Raw genomic sequence first — 24,669 nt, forward strand, 5'->3', positions numbered from 1 at the left:
GGCGATGGTGTGCGGGCGCGGGTGATTCCGGTGGACTACGCGTCGCATTCTTCGGCGGTGCAGGAGGTCGCCGAGCAGCTCCGGACCGATCTGGCCGACGTCACTCCGCAGCCCGGCACGGTCCGGCTGGTGTCCACCTTGACGGGGGAGTGGGTGGTGCCGGAGAGCATGGGCGCCGACTACTGGTACGAGAACCTGCGGCGGACGGTGTTGTTCGATCCGGCCGTGCGAGTGGCGGTCGAGGCGGGTCACACGACGTTTGTGGAGATCTCGCCGCATCCGGTGCTCACCATGCCGGTGACCGGCATTCTCGATGACGTCGGTGTCTCCGGGCACACTCTGGGGACGTTGCGGCGGGGTGAGGACGATCCGACCCGGCTGCTGACCAGTCTCGCCACCGCCTACACGATCGGCCTGCCCGTGGATCTGGGGAAGGTGCTGGCGGAGACGGCGACCGTCGACCTGCCCACCTACGCCTTCGACCACCAGCGCTACTGGCTCGACGGTAGCGGCGGACCCGACCTGGAGAGCCTGATCCAGGGTGCCGGTGACCCCGGCGACGCCGGCTTCTGGGCGGCCGTGGAGCACGGCGACCTGGCCGCGCTCGCCAACGTGGTCACCAGCGCCGACACCCCCGCCGAGCACGTCATCGACGTGCTGGGGCCCGCCCTGCCGCTGCTCACCTCGTGGCGTCGGCAGCGACGTCGGCAGTCCGACATCGACAGCTGGCGTTACCAGGACACCTGGAGGCCGCTGACCGGCGTCGCCAATCGGGGAATGAACGGTACCTGGGTCGTGGTGATGCCGACCGGGGACATCGTCGAGCCCTGGCAGGACGCCTGCGTCGAGGCGTTCGCCGCGGCCGGCGCGAGCGTCGTACCGGTCCCCGTCAGCACCGCCGACGTCGACCGCGACCTGCTCGGCAAGCTCCTGCGGGAGGCCCTCGCCACCGGCACCGGCTCCGAGGTTGGAGACACCGAGGTGACCGGTGTGGTGTCGCTGCTCGCCTTCGACGAGCTGGTCCACCCGCTGCACCTCTCCGTGCCGGGCGGATACGCCGCGACCGTCGCGCTCTTCCAGGCCCTCGGGGACATCGGCCTGTCCGCCCCGATGTGGAGCGTCACCTCCGGTGCCGTCTCGGTCGGCCGCGCCGACCAGCTCCGGTCGCCGATGCAGGCGCTGGTCTGGGGCTTCGGCCGGGTCGCCGCACTGGAGCACCCGGAACGCTGGGGCGGCCTCGTCGACCTCCCCGAGGCGGTCGAGGAGCGTTCCGCCGACCTGCTCGTCGCGGCCCTCACCACCGCCGGCGACGAGGACCAGATGGCCGTCCGACCGACCGGACTCCTCGGTCGCCGCCTCACCCGTGTCCCGCTCGGCGACAGCCAGCCCGCCAACCCGTGGGAACCCTCCGGGACGGCCCTGGTCACCGGTGGCACCGGTGCCCTCGGCGGACACGCCGCCCGCTGGCTGGCCCGCAGCGGAGTGGAGAACATCATCATCGCCAGCCGGCGCGGCATGGCCGCCCCGGGTGCACAGCAACTGGTCGACGACATCACCGCGCTCGGCGCCCGCGCCACCGTGGTCGCCTGCGACGCGTCCGACCGGGAGGCCCTGGCCGAGCTGATCGACGGCATCCCCGACGAACAGCCCCTCACCACCGTCGTGCACGCCTGCGCGGTGCTGGACGACGCCCTGATCAACGACATCCGGATCGACCAGATCGAACGGGTGCTCCAGGCCAAGGTCGACGTCGCGTACCACCTGCACGAGCTGACCCTCGGCCTGGACCTCTCCGCGTTCATCATGTTCTCGTCCTTCGCCGGCACCGTGGCCAGCTCGGGCGTCGGCAACTACGCGCCGAGCAACGCCTTCCTCGACGCGCTCGCCCAGCACCGGCGCGCCCTCGGCATGCCCGCCACCTCCATCGCCTGGGGTGCCTGGGCCGGCGGTGGCATGGCCGACGGCCCCTTCGGGGAACTGCTGCACCGGCACGGCGTTCCGGAAATGCCCCCGGAGGCCGCGATCACCGCCCTGCACCAGGCAGTGGACCACGGTGAGCCGGCCCTCACCATCGCCGACATCGCCTGGGACCGGTTCGCCGTCGCCTTCACCGCGACCCGTCCCGGCCCGCTGATCAGCGACCTGCCGGACGTCCGTCGGCTCCAGGCCACCGAACACGTCGCCGCCGGCACCGAGGTTCCCGACGGCCCCGACTCGTTGCGGGACCGGCTCGCCGGGCTGCCCGCCGCCGATCGGATGGCCGTGCTGCTCGGGCTGGTCCGGGGTCAGGTCGCCGCCGTCCTCAACTACGCCTCGGCGGAGTCGGTGGACGAGCACCGGGCGTTCCGGGAACTGGGGTTCGACTCCGTCACCGCGGTCGAGCTGCGTAACCGGCTCGGCACGGCGACCGGGGTGGCCCTCCCGGTCACGCTGGTCTTCGACTACCCGACCCCGATGACCCTCGCCGAGTACCTCTTCGCCGAGGTGGCCCAGGAGGACGTGGTGACCCCCACCGTGCTCCTCGACGACCTCGACCGAATCGCCGACAGCCTCGACGTGGTGGCGGGTGACGAGGCGGCGCGGATCCGGGCCACCGTCCGTCTCCAGGCGATGCTCTCGCGGCTCGGCCAGGGCAGCGGCGGCGACATCGGCCGGCACCTCGACGACGCCACCGACGACGAACTGTTCGCGATGGTCGACAAGGACCTCGGTATCTCCTGACCGCACTCCGGCTCTCCCGCCACCCACTCCGGCTCTCTCCGTCCCCTGCGAGGAAGCGGCTCCGACATGGGCAATGAAGACAAGCTCCGCGACTACCTCAAGCGGGTCATGGCTGATCTCCACGACACCCGTCGACGGCTCAGCGAGGTCCAGTCCCAGGAACTGGAGCCGGTGGCGATCGTGGCGATGAGCTGTCGGCTGCCGGGCGGGGTGCGCAACCCGGACGAGCTGTGGGAACTGCTTCGGGACGGCCGGGACGCGGTCACGCTCTTTCCCGACGACCGGGGCTGGGACCTGAAGCGGCTCTATCACCCCGACCCCGACAACCCGGGCACCTCCTACGCCCGGGAAGGCGGGTTCATCGACGGGGCGGGGGACTTCGACGCCCGCTTCTTCGGCATTTCGCCCCGCGAGGCCCTCACCATGGACCCGCAGCAGCGGCTCCTGCTGGAGACGGCCTGGGAGGCGGTCGAGTCCGCCGGCATCGACCCGGCCTCGCTGCGCGGCAGCCGGACCGGTGTCTTCGTCGGCACCAACGGGCAGGACTACGGCACCCTGCTGATGATGTCGCCCGACGGGGACGAGGGCCACTCGATGACCGGCGGGGCGGCAGCCGTCGCGTCCGGGCGGGTGTCGTACACGCTGGGGCTGGAGGGGCCGGCGGTGTCGATCGACACCGCCTGCTCCTCCTCCCTGGTGGCGCTGCACCTCGCGGTGCAGGCGCTCCGCGCGGGGGAGTGCGAGCTGGCCCTGGCCGGCGGGGTCACCGTGATGGCGACCCCCGGTCTCCTGGTCGGCTCCAGCCGGCAGCGTGCCCTGTCACCCGACGGCCGGTGCAAGTCGTTCTCCGCCGCCGCCGACGGGGCCGGCTTCTCGGAGGGAGTCGGCTGGCTGCTGGTGGAGCGGCTCTCGGACGCCCGGCGCAACGGCCACCGGGTCCTGGCGGTCGTCCGGGGCAGTGCGGTGAACCAGGACGGCGCGTCGAACGGACTGACCGCCCCCAACGGGCCCGCGCAGCAGCGGGTGATCAGCCAGGCTCTCACCTCGGCCCGGCTCTCCACCGCCGACGTGGATCTGGTGGAGGCGCACGGCACGGGCACCCGCCTGGGCGACCCGATCGAGGCGCAGGCCCTGCTGGCCACGTACGGGCAGGACCGGGGGGACGCCAACCCGGTCCTGTTGGGCTCGGTGAAGTCGAACCTCGGGCACACCCAGGCCGCCGCCGGTGTGGCGGGTGTGATCAAGGTGGTGCAGGCGATGCGGCACGGTGTGGTGCCGGCCAGTTTGCATGTGGATGAGCCGTCGCCGCATATCGATTGGTCGGCGGGTGCGGTGGAGTTGGTGACCGAGGCGCGTGCGTGGCCGGTGGTGGATCGGCCGCGTCGGGCGGCGGTGTCGTCGTTCGGCATCTCCGGCACGAACGCGCACGTGATCATCGAGCAGGCCGACGAATCCGTCGACGAGACGGCCGAGACCCGCGAGCGGGCTCCGGGCCTGGTCGGCTCGGAGGTGACCGTCTGGCCCGTGTCGGCGCGGACGAAGAACGCCCTCGCTGGTCAGGCCGCCCGCCTCGCCGCGCACGTACGCGCGCAGGAGCACGTGGACGTCTCCGCGCTGGCCTGGTCCCTGGCGACCACCCGCGCCAGCCTCGACCAGCGTGCCGTGGTCGTCGGCGCGGGCGAGGCGGATCTCCTCGCGGGTCTGGACGCGGTGGCGTCGGGTCTGCCGGCGGGCAACGTGGTCAGGGGTACCGCTTCGAACTCCGGTCCGGTGTTCGTGTTTCCGGGTCAGGGTGCGCAGTCGGCGCGGATGGCGGCCGGTCTGGTGGGTCGGGTGCCGGTGTTCGACGGCCGGCTGGCCGAGTGCCAGCGGGCTCTCGCGCCGTACCTGGATGTGGACCTCGTGTCGGTGTTGACCGGTGACGACGAGTCGTGGTTGGACCGGGTGGAGGTTGTGCAGCCGGTCCTGTGGGCGGTGGGTGTTGCCCTGGCGGCGGTGTGGGAGCACGTCGGTGTTACTCCGGCGGCGGTGGTGGGTCATTCGCAGGGTGAGATCGGTGCGGCCTGCGTCGCCGGGATCCTGTCGCTGGAGGATGCGGCGAAGACGGTGGCGTTGCGGTCACGGGCGCTTGCTGTTCTTCGGGGTACGGGTGCGATGGCGTCGGTGGATTTGTCGGCCGACGCGGTCGCCGAACGTCTTCCGGTGTTCCCGGGTGTCGGGGTGGCGGCGGTGAACGGTCCGTCGACGGTGGTGGTGTCGGGTCCGCCGGAGCCGGTGGCGGATCTGGTGGCCGCGTGTCAGGGCGATGGTGTGCGGGCGCGGGTGATTCCGGTGGACTACGCGTCGCATTCTTCGGCGGTGCAGGAGGTCGCCGAGCAGCTCCGGACCGATCTGGCGGGCATCACGCCCCGGTCGGGTCACGTCCGGCTGGTGTCCACCTTGACTGGGGAGTGGGTGGTGCCGGAGTCGATGGGTGCCGACTACTGGTACGAGAACCTGCGGCGGACGGTGTTGTTCGATCCGGCCGTGCGGGTGGCGGTCGAGGCGGGTCACACGACGTTCGTGGAGATCTCGCCGCATCCGGTGTTGACGATGCCGGTGACCGGCATTCTCGATGACGTCGGTGTCTCTGGGCACACTTTGGGGACGTTGCGGCGGGGTGAGGACGATCCGACCCGGCTGATGACCAGTCTCGCCACCGCCTACACGATCGGCCTGCCGGTGGATCTGGGGAAGGTGCTGGCGGAGACGGCGACCGTCGACCTGCCCACCTACGCCTTCGACCACCAGCGCTACTGGCCGGCACCGCCGATCTTCGTCAACCAGGACGGCGATGAGCCGGACCTCGACCGGTGGCGCTACCGGGTCACCTGGGAGGCGCTGCCCGACCTGCCGCTGAGCCGGCTCTCGGGCACCTGGCTCGTCCCGATCCCCGCCGCGCTGGCCGAGGACCCGTTGGTCGCCGGTGTGCTGGGCGCGCTCGGCAACGTCGGCGCGGACGTCGTACCCGTGCCGCTGGACGTGACCGACGAGCAGCCGGCGTTCACCGACCGGCTGCGCGCGGCCCTCCCCAGCGACGGCCCCGCCGCCGTGCTCTCCCTGCTCGGCCTCGACGAGCGGGCCCACCCGGAGCACCCGGCGACCCCGCTCGGTGTCACCGGGACCGCCCAGCTGGTGCAGGCGCTCGGCGCGCTGGGCGTGGAGGCCCCGCTGTGGTGCGCCACCCGACGGGCCGTCGCCGCCGGTGCCGGGGACGTGCCGCCGACCCCCGCGGCCGCCGCGGTCTGGGGGTTCGGCCGGGCGGTCGCGTTGGAACACCCCGGCCGCTGGGGCGGACTGGTCGACCTGCCGGCCGACCTCGCCCCGGGTACCGGTGCACGGCTCTGCGCGGTCCTCGGCGACAGCGGAGGCGAGGACCAGGTCGCCGTCCGGGATACCGGCGTCCTCGTCCGCCGCCTCACCCGGATCACCGAGCCCGATCCGGCCACCACCGACGCCGTCGACGGCGGCTGGCGGATGCGCGGCACGGTGCTGATCACTGGCGGAACCGGCGGACTCGGCGGGCACATGGCCCGCTGGGCGGCCCGCTCCGGCGCGGCGCACGTCCTGCTGGCGAGCCGACGCGGTCCGGACGCGCCGGGCGCCGCCGACCTCGCGGCGGAGCTGACCGACCTCGGCGTCCGCGTCACCGTGGCGCCCTGCGACGTCACCGACCGGGCGCAGCTCGCCGCCCTGCTGGCCAGCACGCCCGAGGACGCCCCGCTCAGCGCGGTGCTGCACACCGCCGCCGTCCTCGACGACGGCATCGTCGACACCGTCACCCCGGCCCGGCTGCACGCCGTCGCCGCACCCAAGTGCATCGCCGCCGAGCACCTCGACGAACTGACCCGGGCCCTCGATCTCGACGCCTTCGTCCTGTTCTCCTCCGTCGCCGGCACCACCGGTAACGCTGGACAGGGCGCCTACGGGGCGGCGAACGCCCACCTCGACGCCCTCGCCGAGCAGCGCCGGGCCGAGGGACGCCCCGCGCTCTCCGTCGCCTGGGGCGCCTGGAGCGGGGCCGGCCTGCCCGCCGAGAACGAGCGCGCCCGGCAGCGGCTCCAGCGCGGCGGCATGGTCGGCATGGAACCCGACCTCGCCGTGGAGGCACTGGCCCGGGCCCTGCGGCGCGGCGAGACCACCACGGTGATCGCCGACATCGACTGGACCCGGTTCGCTCCGGCGTTCGCCCTGGTCCGGCCCAGCCCGCTGATCGGTGACCTGCCGGAGGTGCGGCAGCTCGCCCGGCCGGCGGACCAGCCGGCCGAGGTGGCGGAGGACGCGCCGTCGTCGGCGCTCGCCCAGCGGCTCGCCGGGCTCAGCCCGACCGAACGGAACGCGGAGCTGCGGGACCTGGTCCGGCAGTGCGCGGCAACCGCCCTCGGCTACGGGGCGGCCGAGGACGTGCCCGCCACCCGCCCGTTCCGGGACCTCGGCCTGGACTCGCTGACCGCGGTGGACATGCGCAACCTCCTCGCCACCGCGACCGGACTGCGGCTGCCGGCCACCCTCGCCTTCGACTACCCCAACCCGACGGTGCTCGCCGCGCATCTCGACGAGCTGCTCACCGGCAACGCCCTCGACACGAGCGCGCCCGTCACGGCGGCCGTGTCCGACGAGCCCATCGCCATCGTCGCGATGAGCTGCCGGTTCCCCGGTGGGGCGGACACTCCCGAGCGGCTGTGGCAGCTGCTCGCCGCCGGGGGCGACGCGGTCGGGGAGTTCCCCACCGACCGGGGCTGGGACCTGGACCGGCTCTTCGACGCCGACCCCGCCAACGAGGGCACCAGCTACGCCCGCGAGGGCGCTTTCGTCCCCGGGGCCGCCCAGTTCGACGCCGGCTTCTTCGGCATCAGCCCCCGTGAGGCCCTCGCCATGGACCCGCAGCAGCGGCTGCTGCTGGAGACCTCCTGGGAGGCGATCGAGCGGGCCGGCATCGACCCGCAGGCGCTGCGGGGCAGCCTGACCGGCGTCTTCGTCGGCACCAACTACCAGGACTACCGCAACCTGATGATCGGCGCCGAGGGCGCCGAGGGCCACCTGATGACCGGCAACGCCGGAAGCGTGCTCTCCGGTCGGGTGTCCTACACCCTCGGGCTGGAGGGACCGGCCGTCTCGGTGGACACCGCCTGCTCCTCGTCGCTGGTGGCGCTGCACTGGGCCTGCCAGGCGCTCCGCTCCGCCGAATGCTCGCTCGCGCTGGTCGGCGGGGTCACCGTGATGGCCACCCCCGGCGTGTTCGTCGGCTTCAGCCGGCAGCGGGGACTGGCCCCGGACGGTCGCGTCAAGGCGTTCGCCGCCGCCGCCGACGGGACGAGCTGGGGTGAGGGTGCCGGCATGCTCCTGGTGGAGCGGCTCAGCGACGCCCGGCGCCTTGGTCACCCGGTCCTCGCGGTGATCCGGGGCAGCGCGGTCAACCAGGACGGCGCGTCCAACGGGCTCACCGCCCCGAACGGTCCCGCCCAGCAGCGGGTCATCCGGCAGGCGCTGGCCAACGCCCGGCTCGACCCCGCCGACGTGGACGCCGTCGAGGCGCACGGCACGGGCACGCGGCTCGGTGACCCGATCGAGGCGCAGGCGCTGCTCGCCACGTACGGGCAGGACCGGCCGGACGACCGTCCGCTCTGGCTCGGCTCGGTCAAGTCGAACATCGGGCACACCCAGGCCGCCGCAGGTGTCGCCGGGATCATCAAGATGGTCCTGTCCATGCGCAACGGCTACCTGCCGCCGACCCTGCACGTCGACGAGCCCACCGACCAGGTGGACTGGAGCGTCGGCGCGGTCGAACTGCTCACCGAGGGCCGCCCCTGGCCGCTGACCGGCCGGCCGCGCCGCGCCGCCGTCTCCTCCTTCGGGATCAGCGGCACCAACGCCCACACCATCCTCGAACACGCCCCGGAACCGGCCGTGCCGGTCGAGTCCCCGGCCGAGCTGCCGGTGGTGCCGGTGCTGCTGTCCGCGCGGACCGCCGCGTCGCTCGCCGCGCAGGCCGGCCCGTGGGCCGACCGGCTCACCGGGCCGGAGGCACCGCCGCTGGTCGACGTGGGCTGGTCGTCCGCGGTGTCCCGGGCCGCCCTGGACCACCGGGCGGTCGTCCTCGCCAGCGACCGGAGGGAGCTGCGGACCGGGCTGCGGGCGCTGGCACGCGGTGACGACTCCCCGCTGCTGGTCACCGGGGCGGCCACCGGGACGCCGAAGGTGGCGTACCTCTTCTCCGGGCAGGGGGCGCAGCGGCCCGGGATGGGCCGCGAGCTGGCCGGGGCGTACCCGGTCTTCGCCGCCGCCCTGGACGAGGTCTGCGCGCTCCTCGACCCGCACCTGCCCCGACCGTTGCGGGAGGTGATGTTCGCCGAGGCCGGCACGGCCGAGGCCGACCTGCTGGACCGGACCGAGTTCACCCAGCCGGCGGTCTTCGCCGTCGAGGTGGCGCTGTTCCGGCTGCTCACCGACTGGGGGCTGCGTCCCGACGCGGTCGCCGGCCACTCCATCGGCGAGTTCGCCGCGGCCCACGCCGCCGGGGTGCTCACCCTGGCCGACGCCGCCGAACTGGTCGCCGCCCGGGGCCGGCTCATGCAGGCGCTGCCCGCCGGCGGGGCGATGCTCGCCGTCGCCGCTCCCGAGGCCGACGTGCTCGCCAGCCTCGGTGACCGCGCCGACCGGGTCTGCGTGGCCGCGGTGAACGGTCCCCGCGCGGTGGTGCTCTCCGGGGCGGCCGACGCTGTCGACGAGGTGGCCGCCGAATGGGCCGCGCGGGGCGTACGGACCCGCCGGCTGGTGGTCAGTCACGCCTTCCACAGCCCGCTGATGGATCCGATCCTCGACGACCTCGCCGCCGTCGCCGCGCGGCTGCCGCACCACGCCCCGACCATCCCGCTGGTCTCCACGGTGACCGGCGCGCCGGTGGACGCGACGGAGCTGGGCACGCCGGGGTACTGGGTGCGGCACGCCCGGGGCGCGGTGCGCTTCGCCGACGCGGTCGCCGCCCTGCGCCGAGCGGGCTGCACCGGGTTCGTGGAGGTCGGCCCGGACGGGGTGCTGATCCCCCTCGTCCAGGCCGTCCTCGCCGACGGCGGATCGACCGGCGAGCGGCCCGCGCTGGTGCTGCCCACCCTGCGCCGGGACCGGCCGGAGCCGGTCGCCCTGCTGCGGGCGGTCGCCACGCTGCACGTGCACGGCTGGTCGCCGCAGTGGCCGACGCTGTACGCCGACACCGCACCGCAGCGCGCCGACCTGCCCACGTACGTCTTCGACCGGCAGCGCTTCTGGCCCGAACCGCCCGCCTGGCTCACCGCCGCGCTCGACGACCGGACCGAGACCGACAGCCGGTTCTGGGCGGCGGTGGAGGCCGAGGACCTCGACTCGCTGCTGCGTGAACTGGAGGTCGAGCGGGACCAGCCGTTCGGCACGGTGCTGCCGGCCCTGTCCGCCTGGCGGCGACGCGGCCGGGAACGCTCCCTGGTGGACGGCGCCCGGTACCGGGAGGTCTGGCAGCCGCTGGCCGCACCGACCACCCCGCCGGCGGCGGCGGAACGCTGGCTGGTGCTGCTGCCCGCCGCCCTGGCCGCCGACCCCGGCCTGGACGCCTGCGTCCGGGCACTCGGCGCGGACGTGACGACCGTGCCGGTGGACACCACCGCCGAGCCGGACGAGCTGGCCGGTTTCCTGTCCGACGCGCTCGGCCGCACCGACCAACCCCTGTCGATCCTGTCCTTCCTCGGCCTGGACGACGCCGCGCACGCCGAGCACCCGGCGCTGCCGCGCGGGCTCGCCGCCACCGTGCAGCTGCTGCACGCGATGACCGACCTCGACGTGGCGGCCCGGCTCTGGTGCGCCACCCGGGGCGCGGTCGGGGTCGCCGACGGCGACGCGCCGGCCAGCCCCCGACAGGCCGCCCTGTGGGGGCTGGGCCGGGTGGCGGCGCTGGAGCAGTCCGCCCGCTGGGCCGGCCTGGTCGACCTGCCCGCCACGGTCGACGGCCCGACGGCGACCCGGCTCGCCGGCCTTCTCACCGGCGGGGGTGCCGAGGACCAGCTCGCCGTCCGGGACGCCGGGGTGTTCGTGCGCCGTCTCGCCCCTGCCGTCACCGTCGGGGAACCCGAGCCGTGGCGGCCCCGGGGCACCGTGCTGGTCACCGGCGGCACCGGTGCGCTCGGTGGGCACGTGGCCCGCTGGGTGGCCACCGCCGGGGCCGAACGGGTCGTGCTGACCAGCCGGCGCGGCACCGACACGCCCGGCGCCGCCGAGCTGCTGGCCGAACTGGAGGCGCTCGGCACCGACTGCCGGGTGGTCCGCGCCGACGCCGCCGACCGGGCCGCGATGACCGACCTGCTCGGCGAGCTGCGTCGGGAGGGCCCGCCGCTGCGGGCGGTGGTGCACGCCGCCGGGGTCAGCGAGGTGGTGCCGCTGGCCGAGACCACCCTGGAGGACCTGGCGTACGTCATCGGCCCGAAGCTGGTCGGCGCGGAGCTGCTCGACGAACTGCTCGACGGCGTCGAGTTGGACGCGTTCGTGCTCTTCTCGTCGATCGCGGCGGTGTGGGGCAGCGGTGGGCAGGGCGCGTACGCGGCCGGCAACGCCTACCTGGACGCGTTCGCCCTCCGGCGTCGGGCCCGGGGACTGCCCGCCACGTCGGTGGCCTGGGGACCGTGGACCGAGTCCGGCATGTTCGACGACACCGCGCCCGAGCAACTGCGCCGCCGCGGCCTGCGGGTCATGCCGCCCGGCGTGGCGATGGCCGGGCTGCGGCACGCCCTGGACGCCGGGGACACCTGCGTCACCGTCGCCGACGTCGACTGGGCCACCTTCCACCCGCTGTTCACCGCGCTGCGGCCCAGCCCGCTCCTGGCCGACCTGCCGGCCGTACGGGAGCTGACCGCCGGTGCCGCCGAGCCGGTCGGGGCACCCGCCACCGTCGGCCGGGACCTGCTCGCCGAGCTGCGTCCGCTGCCCGCCGCCGAGCGGCGCGGCACCCTGCTGGAGATGGTCCGGGTGACCGCGGCGAAGGTGCTCGGCCACTCCACGGCGGACGCCGTCGACACCGAGCGGGGGTTCCTGGACCTCGGGTTCGACTCGCTCACCGCGGTGGAACTGCGCAACCTGCTCGGCGCGGAGACCGGGCACGAGCTGTCCACCACGGTCGTCTTCGACTACCCGACCCCGGCCGACCTCGCCGGCCACCTGTACGACGAGCTCTTCGGCGACGAGGGCGAGCCGGTCGACGGCGGCGACGAGGAGTCGGTCCGGCGGGTCCTCGCGGCGATCCCGCTGGACCAGCTGCGCCAGGCCGGTCTGCTCGACGCGTTGCTGCGGCTCGGCCGCGACACCGCCGCCCCGGAGCCGGCGGTCGCCGCGCCGGTCGCGCCGGCCACCCCGGAGACCGAGATCCGTGAACTCGACGTCGCCGATCTGGTCCGGCTGGCCCTCGAAGGCTCCGACTCGTGACCCGGCCGGCTTGGAGGAGGCACCGATGAGCGTCTCACTGGACGAGGTGGTCAGCGCGCTGCGCGCGTCCCTGCTCGACAACCAGAAGCTCAAGCAGCAGAACCAGCAGCTCACCGCCGCCCTCAACGAGCCGCTGGCGATCATCGGCATGAGCTGTCGGTTCCCCGGCGGGGTCCGGTCCCCGGAACAGTTGTGGGATCTGGTCACCGCCGGTACGGACGCGATGGCGCCGTTCCCCGCCGACCGGGGCTGGGACCTCGACGCGCTCTACGACACCGACCCGGACAGCCGGGGCACCTCCTATGTGCGCGACGGGGGGTTCCTGCACGACGCCGGGGACTTCGACCCCGCCTTCTTCGGCATCTCGCCGCGTGAGGCCCTCGCCATGGACCCGCAGCAGCGGCTGCTGCTGGAGACCGCCTGGGAGGCGTTCGAGCGGGCCGGGATCGACCCCACCACGTTGCGCGGCACGTCCACCGGCGTGTACGCGGCCACCAGCAGCCAGGGCGACTACGCGGCTCTGCTCACCGGGGTCGGCGGCGGCGTCGAGGGCTACCTCGGCACCGGCAGCGCCGCCGCCGTCGCCAGCGGTCGGATCGCCTACGCCCTGGGGTTGGAGGGGCCGGCGGTCACCGTGGACACCGCGTGCTCGTCGTCCCTGGTCGCGCTCCACCTGGCCGCTCAGGCGCTGCGGCTGGGGGAGTGCACCCTCGCCCTCGCCGGTGGGGTGTCGGTGATGGCCACCCCGACGGTGTTCGTCGAGTTCTCCCGCCAGCGGGGCCTCTCCACCGACGGCCGGTGCAAGTCGTTCGCCGCCGCCGCCGACGGCACCGGCTGGTCCGAGGGGGTCGGCATGCTCCTCGTCGAGCGGCTCTCCGACGCCCGCCGCAACGGGCACCCGATCCTCGCCGTGGTGCGGGGCAGCGCGGTCAACCAGGACGGCGCGAGCAGCGGGCTGACCGCCCCGAACGGCCCCTCCCAGCGGCGGGTCATCGCCCGAGCCCTGACCAACGCGGGGCTGACCGCCGACCAGGTCGACGTGGTCGAGGCGCACGGCACCGGCACCACCCTCGGCGACCCGATCGAGGCACAGGCGCTGCTGGCCACCTACGGGCAGGGGCGGCCGGCGGACCGTCCGCTGTGGCTCGGGTCGGTGAAGTCGAACATCGGGCACACCCAGGCCGCGGCGGGCGTCGCCGGGGTGATCAAGATGGTGCTCGCGATGCGCCACGGCGTGCTCCCCGCCACGTTGCACGTCGACCGGCCCACCCCGCACGTCGACTGGTCGGCCGGCGCGGTCCGCCTGGCGACCGAACGGATGCCGTGGCCGGACGGCGACGGTCCGCGCCGGGCCGGTGTCTCCGCCTTCGGGGTCAGCGGCACCAACGCGCACGTCATCGTCGAGCAGGCCGCCCCGCCGGACACCGCCGGGGCCGCCCCGACCGGCCGGGCCGCCCCGCCCGCCCCGTGGCTGGTCACCGCCCGTTCCGCCCCGGCACTGGCCGGGCAGGCCCGCCGGCTGCTGGAGCACCTGGCCGCCGACCCCGGGCTGCGGCCGGGCGACGTGGCGTACTCGCTGGTCACCACCCGGGCGGCGATGCCGCACCGGGCCGTGGTGACCGGGGACGACCCCGACGCGCTCGTCGAGGGCCTGCGGGCGGTCGCCGAGGACCGTCCGGCCCCCAACGTGCTGCGCGGGGTGGCCCGTCCGGCCGGGAGACTCGCCGTCCTCTTCACCGGTCAGGGCGCCCAACGCGTGGGCATGGGCGCCGACCTGCACCGCCGCTTCCCCGTGTTCGCCGCCGCCTTCGACGAGGTCGCCGCCGAACTCGACCGGCACCTCAGCCAGCCGCTGCGGGAGGTGGTGTTCGCCGCCCCGGACTCCCCGCAGGCCGCGCTGCTGGACCGCACCGAGTTCACCCAGCCGGCGCTGTTCGCCTACGAGGTGGCCGCGTACCGCCTGGTCACCTCCTGGGGGGTACGGCCGGCGCACCTGCTCGGGCACTCGGTCGGCGAACTCGCGGCGGCGCACGTGGCCGGGGTGCTGTCCCTGCCCGACGCGGCGACCCTGGTCGCCGCGCGGGCCCGGTTGATGCAGGCGCTGCCCGCCGGTGGGGCGATGCTCGCCGTCCGGGCCACCGAGGCCGAGGTGGCCCCGCTGCTCGACGACCGGGTGGCCCTGGCCGCGGTGAACGGTCCCGCGTCGGTGGTCCTCTCCGGTGACGAGGACGCGGTGCTCGCCGCCGGGGAACACCTCGCCGCCCAGGGCCGGCAGGTCCGCCGGCTGCGGGTCAGCCACGCGTTCCACTCCGCCCGGATGGACGCCATGCTGGACGACTTCCGGGTGGTCGCCGAGAAGGTCACCTGGCACCCGCCGACCGTGTCGCTGGTGTCCGACCGCACCGGTGAGCCGCTCACCGCCGCCCAGGCCACCGACCCCGGCTACTGGGTCGAGCACGTCCGGGACACCGTCCGTTTCCACCGGGGCGTCACCACCCTGGCCGGTGCGGGGGCCGGGACGTTCCTGGAGATCGGGCCGGACGCGGCACTCACCCCGATGGCCCGCGAGTGCCTGCCCGACCTGGAGGCGGCGGCGTTCGTGCCGCTGGCCCGCCGGGACTCCGCCGAGGTGGCCGGACTCCTCGCCGCCGTCGCGGCGGTGGACCTGCGCGGCGGCGGGGTGCGGTGGGCCGAACTCTTCGCCGGCACCGACGCCGCCCGGGTCGACCTGCCCACGTACGCCTTCCAGCACGAGCGGTACTGGCCCGACCCGATCACCCTCGACCTCGGCCCCCGGCCGGCGGACACGGGGGAGGACCGGGAGTTCTGGGCGGCCGCCGAGAGCGGGGACCCCTCGGCGCTGGCGGCCGTGCTCGGGGTCGACACCGACCGGGGGGAGGCGCTCCGGTCGGTGCTGCCGGCCCTGGCCGCATACCGGGACCGGCGTCGTCGCGGGTCCCGCGTGGACGGCCTGCGGTACCGCACCGGCTGGGTACGCGTCGAGCCGCCGGCCGGGCCGGCCCCGGCCGGGCCCTGCCTGGTGGTCGCGCCGGCCGCTGCGCCGATCGAACCGGTGCTGGCGGCGCTGCGCGGCGGGGGACTGTCCCCGGTGACCGTGCCGGTCCGCCCCGGCGACGACCCGGCCGACGCGGTACGGGCGGCGCTCGACGCGGACACCGACGCCCCGGTACGGGTGCTGTCCCTGCTCGACGCGTTCGACGACCGACCGGGCACCGCCGTGCTGGCCGACACCGTCGGCCTGGTCCGCGCCCTCGCCGGCGCCGAGACCACCGCCCTGCTCTGGTGCGTCACCCGTGGCGCGGTCGCCGTGGCCGCCGACGATCCCGCGCCCCGCCCCGCCGGGGCGTCCGTCTGGGGGCTGGGCCGGGTGCTGGCGCTGGAGCAGCCCCGCCTCTGGGGTGGCCTGCTGGACCTGCCCGCCGCCCCGGACCGGGCGGACCTCGACGCGCTGGCCCGGGTGGTGGCACGCGATGGGGACGAGGACCAGGTCGCCGTCCGCTCCGGCGCGCCGTACGCCCGGCGGCTGGAACACGTCCCGGCCGGGCCGGCCGCCACGGGTGCGGCGTGGCGGCCCCGGGGCACGGTGCTGGTGCACGGAGGCGCGGTGGTGCGCCGTCCGCACGTGCTGCGCTGGCTGGCCGGGTGGGGCGCGACCCACCTGCTGCTCGCCGGGGTTCCGGCGTCGGCCGAGCTGACCGCCGAACTGGCCGCCGACGGCGTCGAGGTCACCACCGTGGCCGATCCCGCCGGGCTGCCGGCGGCGCTGGACCGGTGCGACGCGGCGGGGACACCGGTGCGCACCGTGCTGCACCTCGTCGACTCCACCGGGCCCGGTGCCCCGGTGGCCGCCGTCGAACCGGCCGCCCTCGCCACCGCGGTCGGCGAGGGAGTGGCCGCCGTGGCCGACCTCGACGCCGCCTGCGCCGACCGGCCCGTCGACGAGTTCGTCGTCTTCACCTCCACCGCCGCCACCTGGGGCAGTGGCGGCGCGGCCGTCGCCGCCGCCACCGGCGCCGCACTGGAGGCCCTGGCCGCCGGTCGTCGGGCCGCCGGCCGACCGGCCACCGTGGTGGCCTGGGCGCCCTGGGCCGACGAGGTCGCCGAGCCGGGCCAGCTGCGGCGGCGGGGCATCCTGCCGCTCGACCCGGACCTGGCCGCCGACGCCCTGCTGCGGGCGGTCGACGGACGCGACGACGTCGTCGCCGTGGCCGACGTCGACTGGCCCGCGTTCGTGCCGGCCTTCACCGCCGTCCGCCCCGCGCCGCTGTTGCGCGGTGTGCCCGAGGCGGCGGAGGTCGACGGGGCGGGCGGCCGGGCCGGCGGGACGGTGAGCGACCCGGCCCGTGCCCTGCGGGACCGGCTGGCCGGCGCCCCGGCCGCCGACCGGCACCGCGTCCTGCTGGACATGGTCCGGGGGCACGTCGCCACGGTGCTCGGGCACGCCTCGCCCGGCGCGATCGAGGCCGACCGGGACTTCCTCGAGCTGGGCTTCGACTCGCTGACCGCGCTGGAGCTACGGGACGCCCTGCGTCAGGACACCGGGGCGGACCTCTCCGCCACCCTGCTCTTCGACCACCCCACCCCGGCCGACCTCGCCCGTCACCTGCTCGGCCGGATCCTCGGCGACCCGGCCGGGGACACGTCGGCCGGGGAAGCCACCCCGGAGGGCGCGGGCGGGATTCTCGGCGGGCTGTTCCGCCAGCCGAAGGCGCGCGAGGACGCCGCCGGGTACGCCGAACTGCTGGTGAAGCTCGCCCAGTTCCGGCCCAGCTTCACCGAGCCGGGTCAGCTCACCCGGCCGGCCGGGATGCTGCGGCTCGCCGAGGGTCCGGGGACCCCCGTGATCTGCTGCTGCACGATGTCGCTGCTCTCCGGCGCGCACGAGTACGCCCGGTTCGCCACCGGGCTGCGGGGTCGGCGGGACGTGTGGGCACTGCCCAACCCGGGCTTCGGGGTCGGGGAGGAGCTTCCCGCCGACCTTGACGCGCTGCTGCGGGTGCACGCCGACACCGTGCTGCGCACCGTCGGCGACGGCCGGTTCGTGCTGGCCGGGCACTCCGGCGGCGCGATGGTGGCCAACGTGCTCGCCCGGGAGTTGGAGCGCCAGGGCCGGCCACCGGCGGCGGTGGTGCTGATGGACACCTACCCGGCCGACAGCGAGGTCCTCGGTGGCTGGACGAACCAGCTGCTCGACGGGATGGTCGAGCGGGACAGCGCGTACACCCCGATGGACGACCACCGGGCCACCGCGTGGGCGGGCTACATCCCCCTCTTCTTCGACTGGCGACCCGCGCCGATGGAGTCGGCCACGCTGCTGGTCCGGGCCAGCGAGCCGCTGGGGGAGTGGTCCGGCGAGCCGGACGGGTGGCGCTCCCGGTGGCCGTACCCGCACGAGGCGGCGGACGCGGCGGGCGACCACTTCACCATGGTCGGCGAGCGGGGTCCGGACCTCGGCGCGACCGTGCACGAGTGGCTGGCCGGACGAGATCTGTGAGGGCGACGGGGTCGCCCCTGGCATGCCCCTAGCACCCCCTATCGGAGCGACGAACAACTGTCCCACCGGGACCCAGGACGGGAGCATGACGACGTGGACGACGCAGTAGTGGTGGAGGAGCTGGTCAAGAAGTACCGGCCCGACATGCCGCCAGCGGTGGACGGGCTGAGCTTCTCCGTCGCCACGGGCGAGGTCTTCGGTTTGCTCGGGCCCAACGGCGCCGGCAAGACCACGACGATCGGAGTACTGACGACCCGGGTCCGGGCCTCCTCCGGCCGGGCCGTGGTGTGCGGGGCGGACGTGCTGCGCGCACCGGCCGTGGCGCGGAAGCTGCTGGCGGTCGTCCCGCAGCGGGTGAACCTGGACCGGTCGCTGACCGTCCGGGAGAACCTGCTCTTCCACTCGGCGTACCACCGGATGCCCCGGGCGCAGCGGCTCCGTCGCGCGGACGAGTTGCTGGAGCAGATGGGGCTCGCCGAGCACGCCAAGTCCCGGACCGACTTCCTCTCCGGTGGCCTGGCGCAGCGCACCATGATCGCCCGCGCGCTCATGCACGAACCCCGGGTGCTCTTCCTCGACGAGCCCTCCGGCGGCCTCGACCCGCAGTCGCGGCTGTTCGTGCACGACCGGATCGCCGAACTGAAGCGGGCCGGCGTGACCGTCGTGGTGACCACCCACGACATGGACGAGGCGGAGAAGCTGTGCGACCGGGTCGGCATCGTCGACCACGGCAAGCTGCTCACCCTCGGCACGCCGGCCGCGCTGACCCGGACCCTGCCGGGCAGCAGCACGCTGACCCTGGTGGTCGCCGCCGGAGCGCCCGCCGAGGAGGTGCAGGCCGCCCTGGACAACATCCCGGACGTGGAACGGGTGGAGCGGCTGCGTCCCGGCGGTGGCCCCGCCGCGCCGACCGCCCCCATGCCGATGATGCCGGGCATGCCGCCGATGCCGATGCCGGCTCCGGCGGCCACCACCGACCCGGACGCCTCGCTGTCGTTCCGCCTCTACACCTCCGGGGCCCCGGCCAACGCCGTACCGATGGCTTTGAAGATCCTCACCGACCTGAACTGCGCGGTGAGTGACCTCAGCATCGGTCAGCCCAGCCTGGAGGACGTGTTCATCCACCTGACCGGAAGGGAACTTCGGTGAGCGTCACCGCCCCCGCCACACCGTCCGCGCCGACGCCGGCCGGGGCGGCACCCCCGCCGGTGCGCTGGTCGGACCAGTTCGCCAGCTTCCGGGCGGTGCTCTGGCGCGACCTCTTCGTCACCAGCCGGGGCGAACTGGTCGGCTTCGTCGCCCAGGTTCTCATCCAGCCGCTGTTCATGCTGCTGATCTTCGGCAAGGTCCTCGGCGACCTGGGCTACGCCAACGACAACTTCGCCCACGTGCTGCTGCCCGGCGTGATCGCTCTCAACGCGTTCCTGATCGGCCTGGAGAACACCGCCCTGCCCATGGTGATGGACTTCTCCTTCACCCGGGAGATCGAGGACCGGTTGCTGGCCCCGATGGCGATCCCGCTCGTGGCCATCGAGAAGATCGTCTTCGGCGCGATCCGGGGTCTGATCGCCGGCGTGCTGCTCATCCCGATCGGCATGCTGATGCTCGGCGTGAGCTGGCCGCTGTCGACGGTGCTGCCGGTGCTCGGCGTGCTGGTGCTCGGCGCGCTGGTCGGCGCGGCGATGGGGCTGACCTTCGGCACCCTGGTCCCGCCGCACCTGATCCAGATCATGTTCACCGTGATCATGACGCCGTTGATGTTCACCGGCGCCACCCAGTTCCCGCTGCGCGGCCTGGACTCGATGCGGTGGTTCCAGGTGATCTGCTCGCTCAACCCGCTGACCTACGTCAGCGAGGCCACCCGGTCGCTGGTGGGCCCGCCCGGGGTCGAGTCGGTGCCGCTCTGGCTGGACCTGCTGATCCTGACCGGCGTGCTCGTGTTCTTCACCCTCGTCGGCATCCGTGGCTTCATGCGCCGGGCGATGGACTAGGGGGCGACGGTGACGACGTTCGACGAACGTCCGCTGCTGATCGTCAGCTCGGGCAGTGCCGGGCTGTTCAACCCGCTGCTCACCCTCGCCGGTGAGCTGAAGCGCCGGGGCGTCGGGCGGGTCCGGTTCGCCTGCACCGACGAGCGTCGGGCCGACATCGAGGCGCTGCCCGGCGACGGTGACGTGCGGTTCCTGTCGCTGGGCCCGGCCCGGCTCGAGATGCGCCCCGAGCACTGGGACGACGAGACGCACCAGCGGATGTCCACCGGGTCGCGGGTGGAGAACTTCGTCAGCTACGTCGACGCCTCGACCGACCACGACTACCTGCACCAGCTCTACGAGCGGTGCCTGGAGCTGGTCGACGAGGTGGAACCGGCGCTGGCCGTGGTGGACTCGTTCGCCACCTACGGGATGGACGCGATGACCACCCGGGGTGTCCCGTTCGTCGTCAGCGTCTCGGTGCCGCCGTCGAACTTCCTGCAGGACAGCCTGCCGTCGGCGTACCCGACGCCGCTGTCCGGCCTGCCGCTGCACATGAACCCGAGCCAACGGGCCGCCAACGACCGCCACCGGGCGGCGCTGCTGAGCGGCCTGACCGAGCCGGAGCGGCTGGCCCGCAGCACCGCCGCCGCCGACCGCCGGCGGGCCGCCGGGATCAGCAACGCCGAGCTGAGCCCCACCCGGTACGCGGACGCGGCCCAGGCCCTGCTGGCCTACACGGTGTTCGGCCTGGAGTACCCGTTCGACACCGCCCCGGCGAACCTGCGCCTGGTCGGCTCGATGGTGCCGTCGGACGTCACGCCGAGCCCGGAGGGCGCGGAGCTGCGTGGCTGGCTGGACGCCCACCCGTCGGTGGTCTACATCGGTTTCGGCACCATCATGCGGCCGTCGGCCGCCCAGGTGGCCGCGCTGGTCGAGGTGGCCGCCCGGCTCGCGCCCGAGCACCACGTGCTCTGGAAGCTGCCGGCCGGGCGGCAGCACCTCCTCCCGCCGGCCGGGGAGCTGCCCGCCAACCTGCGCGTCGAGTCGTGGCTGCCCTCGCAGGTCGAGGTGCTGGCCCACCCGAACGTGCGGGTGTTCTTCAACCACGCCGCCGCCAACGCGATCCACGAGGCGGCCTGGTTCGGGGTGCCGCAACTGGTGATGCCGTTCTGGCTCGACTGCCACGACGGCGCGGTCCGGGTCGTCGACGCCGGGATCGGGCTCGCCGCCGAGCAGGAGGACCCGCTGGACGTCGAGGACGTGGTCGCCAAGCTGCACCGGCTGTTGACCGACCCTGTCTTCCGGGACCGCGCCGAGCTGTGGCGTGGGCGGCTGCGGCAGGCGGGCGGCGTCACCGCCGCCGCCGACCTGGTGCTGCGGCTGCGGGCCACGGCGGCCGACCGGGCTCCCGCCCCGGTCGCGGGCTGACGCTCGGCGAGGATCGCGCGCCGAGCCCCCGACGAGGGCGGCTCCGGCTCCCGTCGACCGTGACCGACCGCCGGGACGGGACCGTCGTACCACGGGGCCGGGGCGCGGGCCGGGTCTCTCCCCGGCACGCGCCCCGGCGCGGTGTCAGGACATCGCGCCCTGCACCTCCTCGACCAGCGGCTCCGCGTACGCGACGAGCCGGGCCGGCAGGTCGGTGCGGCGCTTGACGTCCAGCTTCCGGTAGACCCGGGTGAGGTGCTGCTCGACGGTGCTCACCGTGATGAACAGCTTGCTGGAGATCTGCCGGTTGGTGTGCCCCTGGGCGGCGAGCGCGGCCACCCGCCGTTCGGCCTCGCTGAGCCCGTCCTCCGGCTCCGGTGTCTCGGCCGGCGGATACGCCGGCAACCCGCCCGGCTCGCGCCGGACCAGTCGTTGGGCCAGCACCGGTGCCCCGCAGTCCTGCGCGAGGTGGTACGCCCGGCGGACCAGCAGCCGGGCCTGCGCCCAGTCACCGGCCCGTTGCAGCGTCTGACCGGTGTCGCCCAGCGCCCGGACCAGCTCCAGTCGGTCGCCGCAGTTCTGCAGCAGGTTGACCGCCTCGGAGAGCAGCTTGCGCCGGTGGTCCGGGGCGGCGGTGGTGGCGAGCAGCCGGAGCGTACGGCCCCGGGTCCGGTCGTCCACGCCGTGCGGCACGCGCAGCTGCTCCTGGAGCAGTTGGGCGGCGTGCGCCTTGTTGTTCACGCTGAGCTGCACCCGGGCCAGCTCCAGCCGCCAGGGGACCAGGCCGGCGACGTCGATGCCCCAGGTGCGCATCAACTCCCCGCAGCGGCGCAGGTCGGCCGTTGCCGCGTGGGCGCGGCCCAGCGCCAGGTGGTGCCGGCCCCGCGCCGCCAGGTAGTGCACGCCCAGCGGGGTCCGGAACGCGCCGGGTGGCACCGGCTGGGCCAGCCACTGGTCGGCCTCGTTGTGCCGGCCGGACTCCGTCGCGCAGGCGATCAGGGTGGCCAGGGGGCCGGCCACGGCCACCCCCCACGCCGCGACCGGCAGGTCCTCCAGCGCCGCCCGGGCGTGGTGCTCGGCGCCGGACAGGTCGCCCAGGCGCAGGGCCGCCTCGGCGCGCAGCGCGCGGATCACCGCCCGCCACACCGGGGTGTGTCGCACCACCGGACGCTCCAGCAGCGCCGCGCTCCAGACCGCCACCCGGTCCGAGCGGCCCGACCAGAGCAGCGCCAGCAGCGGAGCGGTCAGCACCGGGAGGACGCCGTCGTCGGTGTGGTGCCGGTGCAGCAGCTGCTCGGCGGTGGCGACCGCGTCCTGCTCGGCGGCGGGCGTCAACGCCGAGCCGAGCACGGTCAGGGCGTGCAGTTGCAGGTAACCGACGGCGGGCAGGACCGGCATCCGGCCCCCGGCCGCGACCGCCTCCCGGACCGCCGGCAGGTGGTCGGGGTGGGAGAGGGAGAGCAGCAGACGCATGGCCCGTAGTCGGCCGGCGTCGGCCGAGTGGGCCTGGTCGTCGTCCGTGACGCAGCCGGCGATCGCCTCGCCGGCCTCCTCCGACCGGCCCTGCCAGAGCAGGTACGGCACGGTGGACAGGGCCGTGTCGGCGGGCCAGCCGGCGCTGCGGGCCGTCCGCACCAACTGGGTGAGGTGTCCGTTGACGGTCAGCGGGTTGACCTGCCACCGGGCGTTGACCAGCATGGCCGTGGTGGCGGTGCGCTGCTGGTCGTCCACGTCGGCCCGGCTGACCAGCCGCAGGCAGGCAGCGGCCTCGTCCGGCCGTCCCGAGGCCAGGGCGTGCGCGGCGGCGTCCTGGAGCACCGGCACCGTCCAGGCGGCGTCCGCCCAACCTGCGGCGACCAGGTGCTCGGCCACCGTGCGCGGGTCCACGCCGTGCTCGTGCAGCACCTCGGCGGTGCGCTGGTGCATCGCCCGGCGCTCCTCGGGGGACATGTCCGCCAGGATCGACCGCCGGATGCGCGGGTGACGCAGCTGGTCGCAGTTCATCAGGCCGGAGGTGCGCAGCACCCGGACGGTCGGGGCGACCGACTCGGGCACCATGTCGAGCAGGTGGCCCAGCAGCTCGGTCGAGGCCGGCCGGCTGAGTACCGCCAGTGCCTGCGCGACCCGGCGTACCCCCGGCTCGTGCCGGTAGAGGCAACCGAGCACCGCCTGGTCGAAGGCGGTGTCCGGGGCAGGGTCCTCGTCGGACTCCTCGCGGAGCCGCTCGTCGATGAGCGCCCGGGTGAGCAGCGGGTTGCCGCCGGTGACGCTGAGGCAGCGTTCGGCGGTCTCCCGCGCGGCGGCCTCGGCGCCCGGGTCGACCAGCTGGGCGATCGCCTCGACGGTCAGCGGCGGCAGGTTGATCCGGGTGAAGTGCGGCTGGCTGAACAGCTCGGCCCGGAAGTGCGGGTGCGGGGGGCGCAGCATCCTGGCCTCGGTGAGCACCACGACGATCGGGGCGTGCCGAAGCCTGCGGGTGACGTACAGCAGGCAGTGCAGGGTCGCCGGGTCGGCGTGGTGGACGTCGTCGATGGTCAGCACCAGTGGTCCGGACCCGGCGAGGTCGAGCAGCGCGTTGAACAGGCCGTGCAGCACCGGAGCCCACGCCCGGTTGGCCGCCGACGACTCGTCCGTCGTCTCCAGACTCGCCTCGAGCAGGGGAACGACGGACGGGGCCTCCCGCATCAGGTTCTCGACCTGGGTCGCCGCCTCGTGGCCGAGCCGTGCACTGTGGAACAGTTGCCCCAGCACGCCCAGATGCAGTCCGCGTTCCGCCCGGGAGCCCGCGGCGCTGAGCACCCGCCCTCCGGCGTCGGCCGCCCATTCGCCGAACGCCTCCAGCACGCTCGTCTTGCCGCTGCCCACCGCGCCCGTCACGAGCGAGACATGTCCCCGCTGCTGCTTCTCGCACATCCGGAAGGCGTCCCGCAGCCGGGTGATCTGTTCATCTCGCTGCACCAGCACCGTTCGTGTCAGCCTCTCTCATACGCGGTGCCGCGCGGGTCACGTCGACCGGCACCGCCCCTGCCGATTCCGACGAGGGGCCCTTCCTCCGTACCCGTGATTCCGGGTAGGGGGAGTGCACCGGGCCGCGCCGCCGGATGGTTCTGCCTCCGGAACCCGCCGCCGAGGGCGGACGGTGATCCGGTTGCAGGGAGTCTGGCATCGGCACTGATGAGCGACAACGGTCGCGGGACCCCACCGTTGCGCAGGTAAACCTGTGGTCCGAATGGGCTGTTAGGGGTTGCGCAGGTGGCCGTCAGGGGTATCACCCCGATCCGGATGAACATCCGGTGACGCCGGGTTGGCCAGGCGACACGGCGCTATGGACGGCCGGCGCGAACGTCACGGACGGTAAACGCGGCGGCACGGACATCAAATGGTAGCCGTACTACTCATGGTGTCACCACCCCTTTGTGGCGTGCGCCTCGCGCGAACGGCCGAGGGCCCGCGGCGCCCCGGGGGGGGGGGGGGGGGGGGGGGGGGGGGGGGGGGGGGGGGGGGGGGCCGGCCCCCCCCCCCCCCCCCCCCCCGCGACGTCCGGTGGCCCGG

The 24,669-nt window shown here is 74.7% G+C and carries 6 protein-coding genes and 1 pseudogene; 6 read left to right on the forward strand and 1 reads right to left on the reverse strand.

Annotated features, from left to right (window positions below; genetic code table 11):
- From ACIBJE_RS20140 to ACIBJE_RS20165, 6 genes and pseudogenes are all read left to right on the forward strand, one after another.
- A partial coding sequence (locus tag ACIBJE_RS20140; RefSeq protein WP_396750441.1) for an SDR family NAD(P)-dependent oxidoreductase occupies positions 1–2,721 on the forward strand: 2,721 nt, incomplete at its 5' end.
- 66 nt (positions 2,722–2,787) lie between these two features.
- On the forward strand, positions 2,788–12,201 hold the full coding sequence (locus ACIBJE_RS20145; RefSeq protein WP_396750443.1) for a type I polyketide synthase: 9,414 nt from the start codon (positions 2,788–2,790) through the stop codon (positions 12,199–12,201).
- A 25-nt stretch (positions 12,202–12,226) separates the two neighbouring features.
- A pseudogene (locus ACIBJE_RS20150) lies at positions 12,227–17,716 on the forward strand (type I polyketide synthase); the annotation flags it as partial.
- A 93-nt stretch (positions 17,717–17,809) separates the two neighbouring features.
- Complete coding sequence (locus ACIBJE_RS20155; protein ID WP_396750445.1) at positions 17,810–18,865, forward strand: ABC transporter ATP-binding protein; 1,056 nt, start codon at positions 17,810–17,812, stop codon at positions 18,863–18,865.
- On the forward strand, positions 18,862–19,707 hold the full coding sequence (locus tag ACIBJE_RS20160) for an ABC transporter permease (protein ID WP_396750447.1): 846 nt from the start codon (positions 18,862–18,864) through the stop codon (positions 19,705–19,707). The genes ACIBJE_RS20155 and ACIBJE_RS20160 overlap by 4 nt, the downstream gene beginning before the upstream one ends.
- Positions 19,708–19,716: 9 nt before the next feature.
- Complete coding sequence (locus tag ACIBJE_RS20165; protein WP_396750449.1) at positions 19,717–21,117, forward strand: glycosyltransferase; 1,401 nt, start codon at positions 19,717–19,719, stop codon at positions 21,115–21,117.
- A gap of 144 nt (positions 21,118–21,261) precedes the next feature.
- Here ACIBJE_RS20165 and ACIBJE_RS20170 read toward each other — a convergent pair whose 3' ends face one another.
- A complete protein-coding gene (locus tag ACIBJE_RS20170; RefSeq protein WP_396750451.1) occupies positions 21,262–24,075 on the reverse strand; it encodes an AAA family ATPase in 2,814 nt (937 codons plus the stop codon).
- Positions 24,076–24,669 lie beyond the last annotated feature (594 nt).

Source organism: Micromonospora sp. NPDC050187 (genome assembly GCF_044459745.1).
Lineage (GTDB): Bacteria > Actinomycetota > Actinomycetes > Mycobacteriales > Micromonosporaceae > Micromonospora.

Coding starts and splice junctions, on each gene's coding strand:
- ACIBJE_RS20145 (WP_396750443.1), top strand. CDS start 2,788: ATGGGCAATGAAGACAAGCTCCGCGACTACCTCAAGCGGGTCATGGCT.